Here is a 15779-nt window from a genome sequence, read left to right as displayed (position 1 = left end):
AAAACGGCTGTGACCGCGACTCCTTGACGACTACGCCAGAAGGGCCACGGCAGAGCGGGCAGCCGCCTGAGCTTCGTCACGGCCTGGCCGTTGCCACGTCGGGCGGTCGAATCAGTGGGCCCAGGGCAGCCGTACGGCCTCGATCTCCGGGTCTGCGAGGAGGGCTTCGACGAGTGGGGCCGGGCCGGCGAGCTTAGTGGCCCACATGTCGTGGTCCGTGCACAGGACCCAGGACCGGTCGTGGGCCCAGAAGTAGCGAGCTGCGGCGCGAAGCTGCGCCGCTCCGCTATGACGCACGTCACCGTGGTCCAGGGCGGCGGGCCCGGAAGCATGCCTGCGGGCCCGCCGCCCTGGATGGGGGTTCAGGACTTGCCGCGGCCGGTCACGAAGTCGCGCGCCCGGTCCACCAGGCCGGCGCCCGGTGCGAGGAGCTTGCTGGCCGTGGGACTGCTCGGTGCGGCAGGGTGCGGGCGGGTGGGCGCCGTGGCCTTGGCGCGGCGGATCTTGTCACCGAGATCGTCCAGCTGCTGGGGGGTGCAGGCCCTCTTCAGCATCGGGAAGAGGTTGGTCTCCTCGTCCTGGACGTGGGTGGCGACCTCTTCCATCAGCTGCTGGAGGAGCGGGCTGATCTGCCCGTCGTCGGTGCTCATCTTTTCCAGCTGCTTGAGGATCTTCTCGACGCGACTGTGATCCTCGATCTCCTTGTCCGCCATGCGCCCGCCGCCCTCGACGTGCTCGCGTACCGCCGGGTAGAGGTACTGCTCCTCGGCGACCGAGTGCCGCACCAGCTCGATGGTGATCTCGTCGATGAGATCGCGGAGCTCCTGCCCGGTGCCCGTCATGGCCTGGAGACGGCTGAACATCTCCTCCACCTCCCGGTGGTCGGCCATCAGCTCGTCGATCACATTCCCGCCGTGTCCCATGTCGCCTCCATGTGTGTTCGGGTCGGGCTGCTGCGGCCCGACCCGATCGCTTCCCCGCCGGACCGGCAGGCGCTCGGGCGCACGGGGCGCCTCACCCGCTTGGAGCAGGCAGCTGCCTTGCGCCGGGGCCCCTGCCGGGCGGAAGGCGGGTGGTTCATCCGCGGCCGCTTCTGCACTTCAGCAGCCGCCCGAGCGACCAGGTCGTGATCGGCCTGTCCGCGCCCAGGCCGATCCGTACCGCGCGCGCGTAGCCCGTGCTCTGCCAGTGCAGCTGTTCGGGATGCCAAGCCCGCGAAGCAGCTCCAGGCGGGAGTCGAGGACCGGGCGTACGAGGGGTTCGGCTTCGAGGTGCAGGTCCGCGGACAAAGGAATCGCCGCGGTGAGCCGCGACGCGGCGGGCGCCCCCGTGCCGGCGCCTCCTGCCGGCGAGGACCGGCGGGTGTGCGGGCAGCCTCCCGCAAGCCTGCGAGGGACGCACCCGCGCCCCCGGCCGGGGACCAGGCGGGCGCCGGCACTCATGCTGGGTACGGTGGGCAGGCCAAGATGAGTACGAAGACTCACGCTCCAGCGGCACCGGTCACCCGACGATGAGGATCACCACCGTCGAGACCGGGAGATCTTCCATGCTCAGCAGCATCGCCGACATCATGGTGCCCGCCTTCGGGCGTCTGTCGGTGACCACCGACGCCGACACCGTGCTCGCGCCGGGCAGCATCATCGCCGCGAACCACACCTCGCTCGCGGATCCCGCCATCGTGCTCGCTGCTCTGCACCGCCTCGGCGTCGAGCCGGTCGTCATGGCGGCCGCCGGCCTCTGGCGCGTACCGCTGCTCGGCCGCGCCCTCGCCGGCGGGGGCCACATCCCGGTGTTCCGCGGGGACGCGCGGGCCGCGGCCGCTCTCGACGCCGCTACGGATGCTCTTGCACAGGGGCGGCTGGTCCTCATCTACGCGGAGGGTGGCCTGCCACGCCGTACGGACGCCGCTGAGGCCGCCCCCGGTACCTTCCGAAGCGGTCTCGCCCGCCTCGCCGAGCGCACGGCCGCGCCGGTCGTCCCCGTGGGCCAGGCCGGCGCCCGCCGCATCACCTCCGGCAGCGTCGCCAAACAACTCGCGGGGCTCGCCACCGCACCGCTGCGCCGTCCAGACCTGCACGTGCACGTGGGAGCTCCGCTTCAGCTGATCGGCGACCACCAGGTGTGCACGACGAGGGCCCGGACCGCGGTCACCGGCGCCTGGCGCACCGCGGCCGCCCACCTCGGGGAGAGCGCGGCGCTCGCTGCGTAGTCCGCAGCGCCCACCAGCCGCCGTACCGTTCAGCCGACGTACCGTTAGACCGACAGGCTGGCCAACGTGATCGCCGGGCTGATCCATACCGAAGAGTTGCCCGCGATCTCCAGCGACTCGAGGACGACTGATCAAGCCCCCGGCCGCCGAGTGCGGGAGAGCGGCTGGCCCGTCAGGCCACGTCCCCGTCCCGCTCGACGGCCTGCCGGGCGCCGGCGACTCTGCGGCGGCGGCATCAACGGGGAGCCACCGCGTACAACCTCCCGTCCCGCCCGCGTGTCACACAGGCGACATGCACACGGGACGAAGGGGAACCATGAAGCGCACGATGGCCATCGCCGTTCTCGTCGCGGCAACGCTCGCCGCGACGCTGACCGCCTGTGGGGACAGCAGCGACAACAAGGCCGCACCCAGCACGCCGCCGACCGTCACCACGACCGCGCCCAAGCCCGACGAGTCGGCGACCGCATCGGCCGGCAAGCCCGCGAACGGCATTCCGCCGAAGCCCACCGGCGCAGAGCGCGAGGCGTACCTCGCAGCAATCAAGGCTGTCGCGGCGAACGCTGCCGCGGATCCCGACAAGGCAATCGACGCAGGCCGCAACCAATGCTCTGCGCTCAACGGCGGGGCTCAAAACGTAGACCACTCCGCCGCACAGCGCTTCGGCAACGATGCCCACCCGCTCACCGACGGTCAGGGCAAAGCCATCAACGTCGCATTGCGCGCGACCATGTGCCCCGCATCCTGACGCACCCCGGTGAGGACGCCGCAGCCGGGCCGGGATCAACGGCAATCGCATACCGGCCCTCGCGCGGCGGCTGCGTGGCGGCCGGTATCACCCGTGTGTGCAGGCCAGGGCCCGTTCCCCGAGGGCACACCCCTCCCGCAGTGCCGCGAGTTCGGCCGCAGGCAGCCGCCGGGAGGTGCCCCGCCGGCTGCCGTCCAGGCGCGCGGTCCCGGTGTCGAGCCATTGCGGGAGCGGCTCGACACCGATGAAGTCTGCCAAGCGCGTCAGTTCCCGGCGGGGGTCCTCGAGGAGGTCCTCGTAGGAGAGCGTGGTCCGCATCGGCGCGGGCACGTCCTCGAGAAGGGCCACACCCCGCACGACGAGCTCCGACCACAGCGCCGCGAAGCCCGCCGTCGGCAGCTCGCGGTCCAGTACCAGTGCGGGGTCGAACCGCTCGGTCAGCAGTGGCGACAGCTCAGGCGGCAGGGAGCGGACTTGTTTCTCGGTCAGGTCCTCGACGCGCTCGGCGCCGGTCCGGGCGAGGATCTCCCGCAGCAGGAAGATCAGCCGGTAGCCCGTGTGCCGGCTCATGGACAGGGCGCAATCGGGCCCGTCCCTGAAGAGGTGGACGAAGCGTGCCTGCGGGAAGGTCCTCCGCAGCAGCGGCACCCGGTCCAGCGAATAGCCCGACCGCTCGACCACGGTCGTACGCCCGAACCGCTCGCACAGCAGGTCGAACAGAGCCTCGTAATGTCCGGCGGCGGTCCGCCCGGGCCATCCGCACACCTGCTTCTCCAGTTCGTCGAACAGACCGTCCGGATCTTCGGTCAGGTGCGGGAGGACCATCAGGGACAGGGCGGGGATCCCGGTGGTCTCGGTCGCGAAGCGCCCGGGACGGCGCGTGTAGAGGAATTCCGGCATGGGCACCCCGTTGCGGATCATCCGCTCGAACAGGGGATTGGGATCGGCCAGGAGCCGCCAGAACTCCCCGCCGCCGAGGAGGCCTTCGGGGAGGCCCCGGCTCTGCACCGACGACAGCAGCTCGTTCAAGCTGAGCACGTCCGGATGCGCGCTGAGGATGCCCGACAGCGCGGTCGACCCACTGCGCCCCGTACCGACGACGAAGCTCAGAGCACGCATATCGTCAACCCCTTCGACGAACCGTTCCGGTCCGAGGACACTTCCCCCGATGGGGCGCGGTATCCACGATGCGGCGCCCGGCCGCTCCGCACGAGGGACCGGGAGACCGGCTTGTTCCTCTCCGAGGATCTCGCCTCCCTCGCCGTGCCTCGCCCTCGCCCTCGCCCTCGCCGAAGAAAGGTACGCCCAGCCACTACTGGACCCCATTACCCCCGGGGTAATCGACCGCCCTGACCTCTACCGGCAGGATCAAGCACGCCGACGGGTACCCCCGCCGGGATCCGGCCGCAGCCGCGAGGAGCGTCCCATGCCCGCCAAACCCACAGCGAGTTCAGTCACCCGTGCGAGTTCCGTCGCCGAGGCCACCCGGGCCGTCGTACAGGAGTTCCTCGCCGCCCGGGCGGCCGGGGACATCAGGCGGCTCGTCGCGCTTTTCGCCGACGAGGTCGACTGGTTGCTGGCCGAGAACCCCGCCGCCCCGTGGATCCGCCCGCGATCCACCGCCGCAGAATGCGCCGCCCAGTTCGCGGAGCTGATGGAGCACACCGTGCCGGAGGATGCGCGCGCCTCCGTCGACACCTTGCTCGTTGACGGCACCGACGCGGTCTTGACGGGACACTTGGCGGGGACCGTACGCGTGACGGCGAAGTCCTTCGAGGGCCCGTTCGCGTTGCGCCTCACCGTCGAGGACGGCCGGATCACCCGGCACCACCTCTACGAGAACAGCCTGTCAATCGCCGAGGCTTGTGCTCCGTGAGCGCACGGCGCTCCCGGTCAGCCGCACGGTGCGCGGCTTGCCGAGCTTTGCTTTGAGCTCTCCTTGAGTTCGTCCGTGAGCTGCTGGACTGTCTGGTGCCGACGAGTGCCGGTGCCGTCGCCGCCTACCGTTGGCGTCGTCGCCGGCCGCGCAATTGCCCAACCGACCCAACCCGACTCGGCTCCCGTCGGCCGTGCAGTGGCACCCGCTCGGCGAGCGAGCGCACTGCCCCGCCCTGGGTCGGCATGCCCGAGCCCGGCAACGGCCGAGGGGCGAACACCCGGATCCGATCCCTGACAACGGGGCCGGACGGCAGGGCCACGGCCCCGGTCCTGCTGCCGACCTGCTCGATCACATCCATGCAGGCCTCCCTCTCCCACGGCGCCGACCGGGGCACAGGGCAGAATGCCGCTGTGAAGTCCACGGGGGATCTGGCCGAGCTGGAAGCGCGCATGGCGGAACTGTCCACGCCGACGCGGGTGTACGTGGCGGCCGGGCGGTTCACCGAGCCGGAACCCGACCTGCCGGAGCTGGCGGCCCGGATCCGTGCCCTGCTGGCCGAGGCCGCGACCGACGAGGCCTGGCAGCGCTTCATCCCCCGGTACGCCCCGCCGTCCGTCCCGCAGATCTGTGCCGCCCTGGAACCGTTGGAGACGCACGAGGCCGCCGCGTTCCTCGCCGGGGTCGCGGCCGTCGACCTCGTATGGCCGGACCACCGGCACATGCCTGCCGAGGCCGCCGAGCGCGTGGCGGACCGGGTGGTCTCCCTGCTCGGGCCGGAGGGAAGCTGGTGGACCAACCACGACGCGGGCTGCGGCGCCGTCAACGGGCTCACCCCGCTGTTCGACAGCCTGCTCGCGGGGACGGACGGCGAGCACTTCGCGCTGGCCCTGCAGATCGCCGACGACTGAGCGGCGCGCCCCGCCGGCCCTGAGGGTGAACCGCAGGCTCGCGGCACACCCGAGCCGGTGGCGTCGCCGCGTGTGAACGTGTGCGTGTGGGGGCGCCGCCCGTCGCGGTGTTCGTCGGGGGATGGGCTGGTGCGCGACCTTCTGCGCGCCTACGAGGAACGGGCCCGCTCCCAAGGCCGGACCGGCCGGTACCCCCTGCGCCCGCACCCCGCTCAAGGACAGGTCCAACCCCAACCACCATCTCGCCGTGGTCGAGTTCCCGCTCCTCCACATACGGCCACGGCCAACAGCCGCGCGGCCGCGACCGACGGCCGGCCCAAGCGCTGTCGGCACTGATGCCCAGGCCAAGGGTCCACACCGAGCGCGCGCCCGGCGTACTGCGGAGCTCCGCACTGCCTTCCCTCACCCCTCCAGAAGGGACAGGGCCCAGGAGGCGACGGCCCGGGCGATTCCGGAGAGCACGGCACCGGTGAGGGTCAGGGCGGCCCGGACGCGCAGGCCGTGGGCCCGATCCTCGGGGGTGCGGTCCTGCGGTGTGCGGTCGTTGGTGTTCATCGGTGACTCCCGGAAGGCCGATCGGAGCGACTGGGTTGACACCCTGACCGTGGCCCGGATCGGATGGGGGTGCACCGAGCGCGGGGGCTTGTCCCGGACAACTCCCGCCGGAGTGCGGGTTGTCCGGGACAAGGGGGGCGGGTGGCAGAGAGCGCGCGGCGCAACGGCCGTCCCTGGGGTTCGCTGCGGGGCACCAGCGAACGGGCCAACAAGCTGGCCGGCGCGCTGCGTACCTGGCTCGACGAGGAGGGGTTGCGGGTCTCCGACCTGGCCCGCGCACTGACGCCCGAGCACTTTGCCGACCACACCCTTCCCAGCCGGCACCAGCTCTACGACTGGCTCGCGGGCGTCGGTCTCACCGACAGCACCGCAGAGGCCCTCGCGGACGCGTGCTCCGACAGCTACGGGGTCTCCGCCCGGCGCCGGGCGGCGATCCAGGAGATCTGGGCCACCCCGGCTGCCACCGGTTCCGGCGCTGCCGCTGTCATCGCCGCCCAGAACCGGGTCATCGCGGTCCAGGGCGAGATGACCCGGCTCCAACAGGCATACGCGGACAGCATTCTGGCCCGCGACAACGCCCAGAAGGTGGCCCTGGTCCTCTACGCCATGCTCGGCCAGACCACGAACCAGATGAGTGACTACACCCGCCGGCGCGACGCCCTGGCCGCCGGCTCCGCCGACCGACAGCGGGTCGCGGAGCTCACGGAGGAGATTGCTGCCGTGCGCGAGCAGCACGTGGAGGCCGTGGCCGCCCGTATCCGGGCCGAGCGGGAACGCGACGACGCCCAGGCGCTCGCCGACGAGGCGGCCCGGCGGATCCACGACCTCACCGTGGAACTGGCGGCGCACCGCGTCGGCGCCACCAGCCCGCCCGGATACGGCGGACCGGTCGAGCGCGAGGAGCAGCAGCTGATCCTGCGGATGCCCACCGACTTCGCCTACCGGGCCGCCGCCCTGAACCGGATGCGGGAAGTGCTCGACGAGGGCGACGAGCTGCTGCGGTCGGCGCGCGATCAGGTGCGCCCTGACGACGAGGCCGTCCGTCCGGACGTCGTCGCCGACCGCCTGGCCGAAGACCCGGACAGCTGGTACCGCCAGGCGCGGTCCAGCAGGAGCCCGGAGTACATGAAGGTGGCGGCCGCACTCCTCGACCGGATCCGCCAGGGCGACTACGGTCGTGGGGACCGGCTCCCCACCCAGGCCGCGATGTGCGATGAGTTCGTGGTCTCGCGCGACACCGTACGACGAGCCCTGAGTCTCCTGGCGAACAGCGGCCTCGTGACCTCGCGGCAGGGCGGTGGCACCAGGGTCGTCTGACCGACGGTACCCGGCGGACCGCGGCGCACCGAGTTGTCATGACGCTCACCAGACAAGTGGTGAGTGCTCCCCAGGGTTGTTGGGTTCTCCACCGGACAACTTTGCGGCGGTACGGACCACTTCGAGGCGGCAGTACCGACAACTTCTTCCAGGGACACGTGACAACTCGCACGGGACGGAAGGGTTTCACGCGACACGCGATGCGGGACGGGTCGTGGACAACGGATGAGCCAGGCCCTCGACCGCCTGGCGGGCCGGTCACCCGCCGTGGTGGTGAAGACCGCGACCTGCTTGGGGATCCTCCCCCGCCACCGCCCGGCGCCCGCCGCCCCCTGGGCACGACGCTGAGGTGGACGCCGGGGACGGGACGCAGCTGCGCGGGGCTCGCGGCTTGATCGGTGCGGGCGGTGGTGCGGGTTCGGTCACGGTCAGGGGCGGGCGAGCGGCTCCTGCCGGGCCTGTCGGCATGGCGTGCAGAGCGGCTTCTCCGGGGGAGCAGGTGTGGCGCGAGGCGGAAGGCGGGGAGTCTGTGCAGCTCAGCGCGCGGAGTGGTCACCGTGGTGGCTGCAACGTGTGGCGCTGTGGCCGGTTCGGGTGAGTGCTTCCCTCCTGGCTGTGGGGGCGGGCTGCGAGGGCTGTGACCGCGGCAGTGATCGACAGCGCGGCGAGCACTGTGAAGAGCGCGGGGTAGCCGCCGAGGGGTCCGGCCAGGACCGCGCCGGCGAAGGGGGCGAGGGCGGCTGCGGCGTGGGCCGGTGCGCCGAGGAGTCCGGAGAGCCGGCCGTAGTGGGTGGTGCCCCACCGGTCGGTGACGGCGGTGGCCTGGAGGAGGGTGAGGTTGCCTCGGATCACCCCGGCGAGGACGGATGCCGCAAGGAGTAGGGGATACGGGCCGGCCACGGCCCCGAGGGCCGCGGTGGTGAGGGCGCCGAGTGCGATCAGGGTGACGGTGCGGGCGGTGACGCCCAGGTGGCGGGCGAGGGTCGCGTACAGGGTGCGGCCGAGGGTTTGGCCCGCGCCGCCGAGCCCGAGTGCCCATGCGGCCTGGGTGGTGGTGTAGCCGCGTTCGAGCAGGAGGGGGACGAGGCCGATGACGACGGCGTACATCGCGAACGCGGAGAGGGTGAAGGCGGCGGCCAGCATCCGGAAAGCCCGGCTGCGCACGACTTGCTCGTGGCCGCCGGTAAGGTGCGGAGGGCTCGGCGGGGCCGGTGGCCAGGGCGCTTTCAGGGCCAGGGCGTGGGCTGGGACGGTCAGGGCGGCGAGGATCCCGGCGAGTACCACGTAGGTGGCGCGCCAGGACATGTGGTCGGCGAGTATCCCGGTCAGGGGTGCGAAGACGGTGGAGGCGAGTCCGCCGGCGAGGGTGACGATGGTGAGTGCGCGGATGTGATCGGGGGCCCACCAGCGGGTGAGGGCGGCGAAGGCGGGCTGGTAGAAGGTGGCGGCCATGGCTGCCCCGGCGAGCAGCCATCCGGTGAAGAAGAGGGGCAGGTTGGGGGCTGCGGCGATCACCAGCAGGCTCAGGGCGCCCAGGACGGAGCCTGCGGTCATGACGGTGCGGGGCCCACGGTGGTCCAGGACGCGGCCGACGTAGATCCCGGCTGTGGCGGAGACGACGAGGGCGGCGGAGAACGCTGCGGTGGTTGCTCCCGCGCTCCAGCCGGTGTCGGCGGTGATGGCGGGATTGAGGACGGGGAAGGCGTAGTAGACGATGCCCCAGCTGGTGATCTGCGTGAGGCAGAGGGCGGGCAGGACGGCGCGTGGCCGCGACCGGTCCCCTGTTCCGGTCGCGGCCACGCTGGCCTGGGTCTCGGGCACGGTTCAGCAGACGCCGGAGGAGGCGGGCGCGCTGCCGATGGTGAGGGTGGCCGGGGCTGCGCAGCAGCCGCCACCGGTCGCCTCGGCGGCCTCGGGCTCGTCGAAGAGGCCCGCGCCGCCGCACACGCCGGTCTCGGGGAGGGTGAGTTCGATGCGCTCGGCGGCTTCGCGGTTGCCGGCGAGGTGGGCGGCGATGGAGCGGACCTGTTCGTAGCCGGTCATGGCGAGGAAGGTGGGGGCGCGGCCGTAGGACTTCATGCCGACGAGGTAGACGTTCTTCTCCGGGTGGGAGAGCTCGCCCACGCCGTGCGGGTAGACGGTGCCGCAGGAGTGCTGGTTGGGGTCGATCAGCGGAGCGAGCGCGGTCGGGGCCTGCAGGCGTTCGTCGAGACCGAGACGCAGCTCGTCCAGGAAGCCGAGGTCGGGACGGAAGCCGGTGAGGACGATGACCTCGTCGACCGGGTCCAGGCGGCGGCCGTCCTCACCGGCCAGGACCACGCGGCCGTCACCGTCGCGTTCGACGGCGTCCGTGCGGAAACCGGTGACCGCGTCCGCGTACCCGTTGTCGACGGCCGCCTTGGCGGCGAGGCCGAGGGCGCCGCGGGCGGGGAGCTGGTCGGCCTCGCCGCCGCCGAAGGTGGAGCCTGAGATCCCCCGGCGCAGGATCCACGTGGCGTGGGTGCCCTTGCCGTCCTCGGACTTGGCGAGATCGGCGAGGTAGGCGAGAGCGGTGAAGGCGGAGGCGCCGGAGCCGATGACCGCGATCCGCTTGCCCGCGTAGCGGGCACGGACGGCGGGGTCCTTCAGGTCCGGGACCCGGTACGTGATCCGGTCCGCGGCGGCCTTCTCGTGCAGGGCGGCAAGGCCGCTGCCACCGGCCGGGCTCGGGGTGGACCAGGTGCCGGAGGCGTCGATGACGGCGCGGGCCAGGACCCGCTGCTCGCGCCCGTCGGCACTCTCGTAGTGGACGACGAAGGGCTGGGCCTCGCGGTCGGCGTCGACGACGCGGTCGCGGCCGGTGCGCGAGACGCCGGTGACGGTCGCGCCGTAGCGCACCTGCTCGCCGAGGACGTCGGCGAGGGGCTGGAGGTAGAGGTCGGCCCAGTCCCCGCCGGAGGGGTATGTGTCCGCGGCGGGCTTGGCCCAGCCGGTCGGGGCCAGGAGCTTCTCGGCGGCGGGGTCGACGAGCTCGGCCCAGCGGGAGAAGAGCCGTACGTGCGCCCACTCGCGGACCGCGGCTCCGGCCACCGGGCCGGCTTCCAGGACGAGGGGTTCGATGCCGCGGCCGGTGAGGTGGGCGGCGGCCGCGAGACCGGCCGGGCCGGCCCCGATGACGACGACGGGCAGGTCGGTGATGGCTGGCGCGTTCACGATCGGCTCCCTGGTTGTTTCGATGCCTGTCGATGGATTGCGCTGCCAGCATTACACCTGTTTCGATGTGCGTCAACATAGACATTCATCGAAACGGTGTTGTTGTGGGGCGTGTGGACGTAGTCCGTATCGGAGGGGCCAGGCCGGCCTCGCTGCCGCGCACGCGCTCGCAGGTCAACCCCTGCCGCTCTAGTTCGACGTATGTCAACATAGGCGTATGTCGAATTCGAAGGTTCTGCCGCTCCTGGAGCCCGATCCCGTCGCGGCCTGCTGTCCGCCGCTGGACGAGCGGCCCATGTCGGCCGAGGAAGCCGAGGTCGCCGCGAAGATGTTCAAGGCCCTCGGTGACCCCGTGCGCCTGCGCCTGTTCTCCGCCGTCGCCTCGCACGAGGGCGGAGAAGCGTGCGTGTGTGACATCTCCGACGTCGGCGTATCCCAGCCCACCGTCTCCCACCACCTGAAGAAGCTCAAGGAGGCAGGCCTGCTCTCCTCCGAGCGCCGCGGGACGTGGGTGTACTACCGGGTCGAGCCGTCCGTCCTCGCCGCCATGGGCGCGCTGCTGGCCGGCGCCGCGAAGCCGGCGTGACCGCGGTGCGGATCGAGGCGCTGCGGCCCGAGCATGCCGAGCAGGTGCTGGGCATCTACCAGGCCGGGATCGACGAGGGCAACGCGACCTTCGAGACGCAGGCACCCGACTGGGCCGCGTTCGACAAGGCCAAGCTGCCCGGCCACCGCTTCGTCGCCGTCGACGACGGCCGTGTGGTGGGCTGGGTCGCGGCGAGCGCGGTCTCGGACCGGTGCGCGTACGCGGGCGTGGTCGAGCACTCCGTTTACGTCCATCCCGCCGCGCGTGGCCGCGGCGTCGGCCGCGCGCTCCTGGACGCGCTGATCTCCTCGACCGAGACCGCGGGCATCTGGACCATCCAGTCCGGGATCTTCCCCGAGAACACCGCCAGCCTCGCCGTCCATGCACGGGCCGGCTTCCGGATCCTCGGCACCCGCGAGCGGATCGGCCGTCACCACGGCGTGTGGCGCGACGTCGTCCTGTTGGAGCGCCGCAGCCCGAAGGTGGGGGGGTGAGAGCGGTCAGGGCAAGCCGCGGGATGCCGAGCTCTCCGTGGACGCGCACGGTGCTGGTGTCCCAAGGCCGACCTCCTCCGGGGCGGGGGTGAGCGGCACTCCGAGGGCCGAGGACTCTTCGGTCCGGCCTGTGCGTGTGGTGACTTCGTGGTGGCGAAGCTGCGCGTAGGCCGTGAAGGCGACCCGGATGGTGCGGTCGGAGCAGGTGGCGACGCCGACGATGAGCGGGTGTGTCCTGTCCGCGTCGAGCAGGCGCCGGAAGCGCCACTTGCCGTGGCCCTCGGGTACTCCCGGGACATCGCGGAGCATGTCCAGCAGCAGGTGACCCCACTCCGTCCTGGCTGCTACGGGGAGCCGGTCGAGCTCGGAGAGCACGGTGAAGCGGTTGGGTTACGTCGGCGCCTCGCCGAGCGGAGTGAGACCGATGTCCTCGAGCACGATGCGAAGTACACGGTGGACGTTGGTGCCGTCGCTGCCGGCCGGGGCCTGCGGCAGCTGCGGGGCGGAGAACGGCGTGGGGAGTCCCAGGTGTGTTGCCAGGCCCCGCCGGGTGCCGTCCGGGCGTCGAGGATGACGTGCTCGATGCCCAGACGGCGCAGGTGGTAGCCGGCGGCGGGCCCGGACTGGCCGCCGCCGATCACCACCACCTCGGTGCGCTGCGTCATGCCGAAGGTGTCCCGCTGTCCGTGTTGCCGCGCATGAAGATGACCGCCACCAGGGCCAGGCCCACCACGGCTCCGGCCAGCTGCATGGCGATGAAGCCGGGCACGGAGGCCGGGGCGATGCCCGCGAACGTGTCGGTGAACGTGCGCCCGATGGTGACGGCCGGGTTGGCGAAGGAAGTGGAGGAGGTGAACCAGTAGGCGGCGCCGATGTAGGAGGCGACCGCGACCGGCGCGAAGCGGAGCCTGTCGGTCTTGGCCAGGCCGAAGACCAGCAGGATCAAGCCGGCGGTGGCGACGACCTCGCCGAGGAGGAGGTTTCCGGCGGAGCGGTCGTGGGTGGACCACTTCACCAGCCGCTCGCCGAACATCGCGTCCGCCAGGATCGCGCCGGCGATCGCGCCCGCGATCTGGGAAGGCACGTAAACCGCGAGCTCGCGCCCGTTGACTCCCGCGCCGCCGCGGCGGGCGGTCCACCACTCGGCGAGTGTGACTGCCGGGTTGAAGTGGGCGCCGGAGACCGGTCCGAGGAGAGCGATGAGCACGCCGAGCCCGAAGACCGTGGCGGTGGAGTTGGCCAGCAGCTGCAGGCCCACGTCCTGCGTCAGCTCGGTGGCCTGGATGCCGGAGCCGACCACGACGGCGACGAGGGCGGCGGTGCCGACCAGCTCGGCGGTGGCACGGGCGATCAGGGGGGCGCGGGGCGGGGTCGCGCCGGGTGCGGGCCGGGGCGCGTCGGCGGCTACGACGGTGTCCGCTGCGGCGGCGGTGCCGACGGGCTCGGTGGCGGTCAAGGCGGGTTCTCCTCGGGGAGGTGAGGCAAAGCGCGGAAGGCTATGGGCAGGACCGCTTGAGGTTCGCTTCGGCGGTGGCACGCGCGGTCTGGGCGAGGTCGGCGAACTGACCGGCTAGGGCTTCGATGACTTCCGGGCGCAGCCGGTAGTAGATGAACCTCCCGCATGGCTCCGTATCCACGACCCCGGCCTCGCGCAGCACCTTCAGGTGGTTGGAGAGGTTCGTCTGCTTGGCGCCCGTCTCCTCCACGAGGTGGGTGGTGCAGAGCGTCTCCTCGGCGAGGAGGGTCACGATCTTGAGCCTGAGCGGGTCGGCCAGAACCCGGATCAGATCAGTGTCGACTGACGTCATCATGGGCTGATACTGTCACATCAGCTGGGGCTGACACCAGTCCGAGCTGACCTTACTGGCTCCTTTGAACGGGATCGCCATGCCCACGCCCTCCTCACCCCTCCTGCCGGACGAACGCCTGACCGCAGGGGCAGCCCGCCTCGCCACCCGATACGCCGGCCACTTCTCGCCGGAAATCGTGCTGGGCCTGCTCGCCGACTCCTCCACACGTCTTGCCGAGCAGGCGCGGACCCGTACGCACCTGTTCGTGCTGGCGGAACGGCTGACCGCCGAGCGCCTGGACGCCCTCGCCCACACCCAGGGGCTGGCGAGCGGCCCGACCCGGGTGCTGGTCGTGTGCAGCGAGAACGCCGGGCGTTCCCCGATGGCCGCCGCGCTCCTCGCCCCCCGGGCGGGCGAGCGCGTCACCGTCTCCTCCGCGGGCAGGCATCCACCTCGCCGACGCGGTGGAACCGCACATCGCCCAGGCACTCACCGGGGCCGGCTCGATCCTCGCCGATGTGTACCCCAAGCCGCTGACCGAGCGCCGATCGCCGGCGTCCGCGGCATCCGCGACGCCATCGACGCCCACATCACCGAGCTGCTCACCCAGCTCGCCCCCTGAAGCCCCACCGCAGTCGCCTCACCCCAAGGAAGAACAGATGTCCACCGCTCCTGCCGCCTCCGTCCTGTTCGTCTGCATCCACAACGCGGGCCGCTCCCAGATGGCGGCCGGGTTCCTGCGCCACCTCGCCGGCGACCGCGTCGAGGTCCGCTCCGCCGGATCCGTGCCCGGCGAGCAGATCAACCCCTCCGCCGTCGCCGCCATGGCCGAACTGGGCATCGACATCTCCGACCAGAAGCCGAAGGTCCTCACCCCCGAGGCCGCCCAGGCATCCGACTACATCATCACCATGGGCTGCGGCGACGCCTGCCCGTACTTCCCCGGCAAGACCTACCTCGACTGGCAGCTCGAAGACCCGGCAGGCCAGGGCGTCGAGGCCGTCCGCCCCATCCGCGACGAGATCAAGGGCCTCATCGAGGGCCTGATCACCGAGATCGACGCCAAGTCGAAGGCCTGAGGCACAACAGGAGACCGAGACGACCCCCGCCGACGACGTCCGCAACATCACCGTCATGGCTCCGGCCCCGCCGGATGCACCGCCGCCCTCTACACCGCCCGCGCGCCGCTGAAGCCCCTGCTCTTCGGCAGCTCCGTCTTCGTCGGCGGCTCCCTCACCACGACCGCCGCGGTGAAGCACTTCCCCGGCTTCCGCGACGGCATCGACGGGCCCGACCTCATGGTCAACTCCGGCTGCCGCAAGCTCAACCCGAAGGGAGACGAGCTCTCCGGGCGCGGGGTGTCCTGGTGCGCCACCACGCCTCGTCGAACCCGGGTTCTTGACGGACCACGCGCAGGCGCCGAGTGCGGGTCTTGCCGTACGGATGCCGGCGGCCGACCCGGTCCAGGTGGCAGGCGGCGATCAGGCACGGGCCGAACCCGGCGAGACCCACGACCCGCGGGTGGGCCGAGAACACCTCGAGCCCGATCCCGCCAGGACGCGCCCGAGCTGGGTTTCGTCGGCGAGTCGAAGCACGCCGAGGTGACGCTCCTGTTCAACACCCCCACCCGCGGGTTCCCCGAACCCGCCGACGACCGCACCGTCCTCGTCCACGTGCGCTTCGCCTGGCGCGGAAGGACTACGTCAGGAGCCGCCGCCGCTGACGCCAGGGGCGACGAAGCGCCGGTGCAGGGGGTAGAACTGCGGCTCGGGGTCGCTCTGCACGCCCAGTTCGCCCTTGAGTACGGGGGCGACCCTGGCCTCGATGAACCGGTTGAAGTGGCCCTCCGACTCCCAGATGTCCATCACGTTGAGGCCGCCGTCGACGAACCAGGCGGAGTGCAGCACGCACCCGTCCGGTGCGTCCTCCTCCCAGCGCACCTTCTGGCGAACCGCGTCGTACACGTCGGGCGTGATCTCGGGCCAGGAAAAGGTCATCACGACTGCCATGGAGTGTCCTCTCGACTGCCTGGACGCGCCGCGGCCGGACGGCACGCGGCACCGCACTGCGAAGCTAAGCCGCCGGCATCGTCGGTGCACTC

Annotated in this window: 19 protein-coding genes and 2 pseudogenes; 10 read left to right on the top strand and 11 right to left on the bottom strand. The window is 71.8% G+C overall.

Features of this window, described 5'->3' with window-relative positions:
- Positions 1-111: 111 nt before the first annotated feature.
- Entirely contained in the window at positions 112-297 is a 186-nt protein-coding gene (locus IF09_RS0112545; RefSeq protein ID WP_030294921.1) for a hypothetical protein, read from the bottom strand.
- 65 nt (positions 298-362) lie between these two features.
- Positions 363-923 carry a hemerythrin domain-containing protein gene (locus IF09_RS0112540; protein WP_030294920.1) on the bottom strand — a complete coding sequence of 187 codons (561 nt, stop codon included), beginning with the start codon at positions 921-923 and terminating at the stop codon, positions 363-365.
- Between the two features lie 623 nt (positions 924-1546).
- Between IF09_RS0112540 and IF09_RS0112535 the strand changes: the two genes are divergently transcribed.
- Both IF09_RS0112535 and IF09_RS0112530 read left to right on the top strand, forming a co-directional pair.
- A complete protein-coding gene (locus IF09_RS0112535; RefSeq protein WP_030294917.1) occupies positions 1547-2209 on the top strand; it encodes a lysophospholipid acyltransferase family protein in 663 nt (220 codons plus the stop codon).
- A gap of 316 nt (positions 2210-2525) precedes the next feature.
- A complete protein-coding gene (locus IF09_RS0112530) occupies positions 2526-2957 on the top strand; it encodes a hypothetical protein (protein WP_030294916.1) in 432 nt (143 codons plus the stop codon).
- Between the two features lie 87 nt (positions 2958-3044).
- On the opposite strand, the gene IF09_RS0112525 is transcribed toward IF09_RS0112530, so the two are convergent.
- A complete protein-coding gene (locus IF09_RS0112525) occupies positions 3045-4076 on the bottom strand; it encodes a sulfotransferase family protein (RefSeq protein WP_030294913.1) in 1032 nt (343 codons plus the stop codon).
- A gap of 307 nt (positions 4077-4383) precedes the next feature.
- Between IF09_RS0112525 and IF09_RS0112520 the strand changes: the two genes are divergently transcribed.
- Positions 4384-4833, top strand: a complete 450-nt coding sequence (locus IF09_RS0112520) for a nuclear transport factor 2 family protein (RefSeq protein ID WP_030294910.1) — start codon at positions 4384-4386, stop codon at positions 4831-4833.
- Positions 4834-5246: 413 nt separating this feature from the next.
- A complete protein-coding gene (locus IF09_RS0112515) occupies positions 5247-5744 on the top strand; it encodes a hypothetical protein (RefSeq protein WP_030294908.1) in 498 nt (165 codons plus the stop codon).
- A gap of 402 nt (positions 5745-6146) precedes the next feature.
- Here IF09_RS0112515 and IF09_RS45580 read toward each other — a convergent pair whose 3' ends face one another.
- Entirely contained in the window at positions 6147-6299 is a 153-nt protein-coding gene (locus IF09_RS45580; protein WP_158709953.1) for a hypothetical protein, read from the bottom strand.
- A gap of 141 nt (positions 6300-6440) precedes the next feature.
- Here IF09_RS45580 and IF09_RS0112505 point away from each other — a divergent pair, with 141 nt between their 5' ends.
- Complete coding sequence (locus IF09_RS0112505; RefSeq protein ID WP_030294906.1) at positions 6441-7616, top strand: GntR family transcriptional regulator; 1176 nt, start codon at positions 6441-6443, stop codon at positions 7614-7616.
- A 552-nt stretch (positions 7617-8168) separates the two neighbouring features.
- On the opposite strand, the gene IF09_RS0112500 is transcribed toward IF09_RS0112505, so the two are convergent.
- Both IF09_RS0112500 and IF09_RS0112495 read right to left on the bottom strand, forming a co-directional pair.
- The gene (locus IF09_RS0112500; RefSeq protein WP_051832372.1) at positions 8169-9437 is read right to left on the bottom strand and encodes an MFS transporter; all 1269 of its coding nucleotides are present in this window, start codon (positions 9435-9437) and stop codon (positions 8169-8171) included.
- A 3-nt stretch (positions 9438-9440) separates the two neighbouring features.
- The gene (locus IF09_RS0112495) at positions 9441-10808 is read right to left on the bottom strand and encodes an NAD(P)-binding domain-containing protein (RefSeq protein WP_030294902.1); all 1368 of its coding nucleotides are present in this window, start codon (positions 10806-10808) and stop codon (positions 9441-9443) included.
- A 217-nt stretch (positions 10809-11025) separates the two neighbouring features.
- On the opposite strand from IF09_RS0112495, the gene IF09_RS0112490 reads away from it, so the two are divergent.
- A complete protein-coding gene (locus IF09_RS0112490) occupies positions 11026-11394 on the top strand; it encodes an ArsR/SmtB family transcription factor (RefSeq protein WP_030294900.1) in 369 nt (122 codons plus the stop codon).
- Positions 11391-11888: a GNAT family N-acetyltransferase gene (locus tag IF09_RS0112485; RefSeq protein ID WP_030294899.1), complete on the top strand. Its 498-nt coding sequence runs from the start codon at positions 11391-11393 to the stop codon at positions 11886-11888. The genes IF09_RS0112490 and IF09_RS0112485 overlap by 4 nt, the downstream gene beginning before the upstream one ends.
- 6 nt (positions 11889-11894) lie before the next feature.
- Here IF09_RS0112485 and IF09_RS0112480 read toward each other — a convergent pair whose 3' ends face one another.
- From IF09_RS0112480 to IF09_RS0112465, 4 genes and pseudogenes are all read right to left on the bottom strand, one after another.
- Positions 11895-12263, bottom strand: a complete 369-nt coding sequence (locus IF09_RS0112480; protein WP_078613206.1) for a hypothetical protein — start codon at positions 12261-12263, stop codon at positions 11895-11897.
- 143 nt (positions 12264-12406) lie between these two features.
- Positions 12407-12553 (bottom strand): annotated as a pseudogene (locus IF09_RS44615) (NAD(P)-binding protein); the annotation flags it as partial.
- Positions 12550-13344, bottom strand: a complete 795-nt coding sequence (locus IF09_RS0112470) for an aquaporin (protein WP_030294894.1) — start codon at positions 13342-13344, stop codon at positions 12550-12552. The gene IF09_RS0112470 and the pseudogene IF09_RS44615, both read right to left, overlap by 4 nt.
- Positions 13345-13384: 40 nt before the next feature.
- A complete protein-coding gene (locus tag IF09_RS0112465) occupies positions 13385-13699 on the bottom strand; it encodes an ArsR/SmtB family transcription factor (RefSeq protein ID WP_030294892.1) in 315 nt (104 codons plus the stop codon).
- A gap of 76 nt (positions 13700-13775) precedes the next feature.
- Between IF09_RS0112465 and IF09_RS40115 the strand changes: the two genes are divergently transcribed.
- From IF09_RS40115 to IF09_RS46920, 3 genes and pseudogenes are all read left to right on the top strand, one after another.
- The gene (locus IF09_RS40115) at positions 13776-14300 is read left to right on the top strand and encodes a three-helix bundle dimerization domain-containing protein (RefSeq protein WP_234320966.1); all 525 of its coding nucleotides are present in this window, start codon (positions 13776-13778) and stop codon (positions 14298-14300) included.
- Positions 14301-14337: 37 nt separating this feature from the next.
- Positions 14338-14757: an arsenate reductase ArsC gene (locus IF09_RS0112455; RefSeq protein WP_030294890.1), complete on the top strand. Its 420-nt coding sequence runs from the start codon at positions 14338-14340 to the stop codon at positions 14755-14757.
- 46 nt (positions 14758-14803) lie between these two features.
- Positions 14804-15054: pseudogene (locus IF09_RS46920) on the top strand (thioredoxin-disulfide reductase); the annotation flags it as partial.
- A 327-nt stretch (positions 15055-15381) separates the two neighbouring features.
- On the opposite strand, the gene IF09_RS0112445 reads toward IF09_RS46920, so the two are convergent.
- Positions 15382-15687: a hypothetical protein gene (locus IF09_RS0112445; RefSeq protein WP_030294888.1), complete on the bottom strand. Its 306-nt coding sequence runs from the start codon at positions 15685-15687 to the stop codon at positions 15382-15384.
- Positions 15688-15779: the final 92 nt, after the last annotated feature.

It is taken from the genome of Streptomyces katrae (assembly GCF_000717655.1).
Taxonomy (GTDB): Bacteria; Actinomycetota; Actinomycetes; order Streptomycetales; family Streptomycetaceae; genus Streptomyces; species Streptomyces katrae_B.
The sequence above is the reverse complement of the archived record's forward strand: the minus strand, read 5'-3'. Positions and strand labels throughout refer to the sequence as shown.

What these genes read in the sequence shown, in the direction of transcription:
- IF09_RS0112540 (WP_030294920.1), bottom strand. Translation starts at nt 923, where the DNA reads ATGGGACACGGCGGGAATGTGATCGACGAGCTGATGGCCGACCACCGG.
- IF09_RS0112535 (WP_030294917.1), top strand. Translation starts at nt 1,547, where the DNA reads ATGCTCAGCAGCATCGCCGACATCATGGTGCCCGCCTTCGGGCGTCTG.
- IF09_RS0112530 (WP_030294916.1), top strand. Translation starts at nt 2,526, where the DNA reads ATGAAGCGCACGATGGCCATCGCCGTTCTCGTCGCGGCAACGCTCGCC.
- IF09_RS0112525 (WP_030294913.1), bottom strand. Translation starts at nt 4,076, where the DNA reads ATGCGTGCTCTGAGCTTCGTCGTCGGTACGGGGCGCAGTGGGTCGACC.
- IF09_RS0112520 (WP_030294910.1), top strand. Translation starts at nt 4,384, where the DNA reads ATGCCCGCCAAACCCACAGCGAGTTCAGTCACCCGTGCGAGTTCCGTC.
- IF09_RS45580 (WP_158709953.1), bottom strand. Translation starts at nt 6,299, where the DNA reads ATGAACACCAACGACCGCACACCGCAGGACCGCACCCCCGAGGATCGG.
- IF09_RS0112490 (WP_030294900.1), top strand. Translation starts at nt 11,026, where the DNA reads ATGTCGAATTCGAAGGTTCTGCCGCTCCTGGAGCCCGATCCCGTCGCG.
- IF09_RS0112465 (WP_030294892.1), bottom strand. Translation starts at nt 13,699, where the DNA reads ATGATGACGTCAGTCGACACTGATCTGATCCGGGTTCTGGCCGACCCG.
- IF09_RS40115 (WP_234320966.1), top strand. Translation starts at nt 13,776, where the DNA reads ATGCCCACGCCCTCCTCACCCCTCCTGCCGGACGAACGCCTGACCGCA.
- IF09_RS0112455 (WP_030294890.1), top strand. Translation starts at nt 14,338, where the DNA reads ATGTCCACCGCTCCTGCCGCCTCCGTCCTGTTCGTCTGCATCCACAAC.
- IF09_RS0112445 (WP_030294888.1), bottom strand. Translation starts at nt 15,687, where the DNA reads ATGGCAGTCGTGATGACCTTTTCCTGGCCCGAGATCACGCCCGACGTG.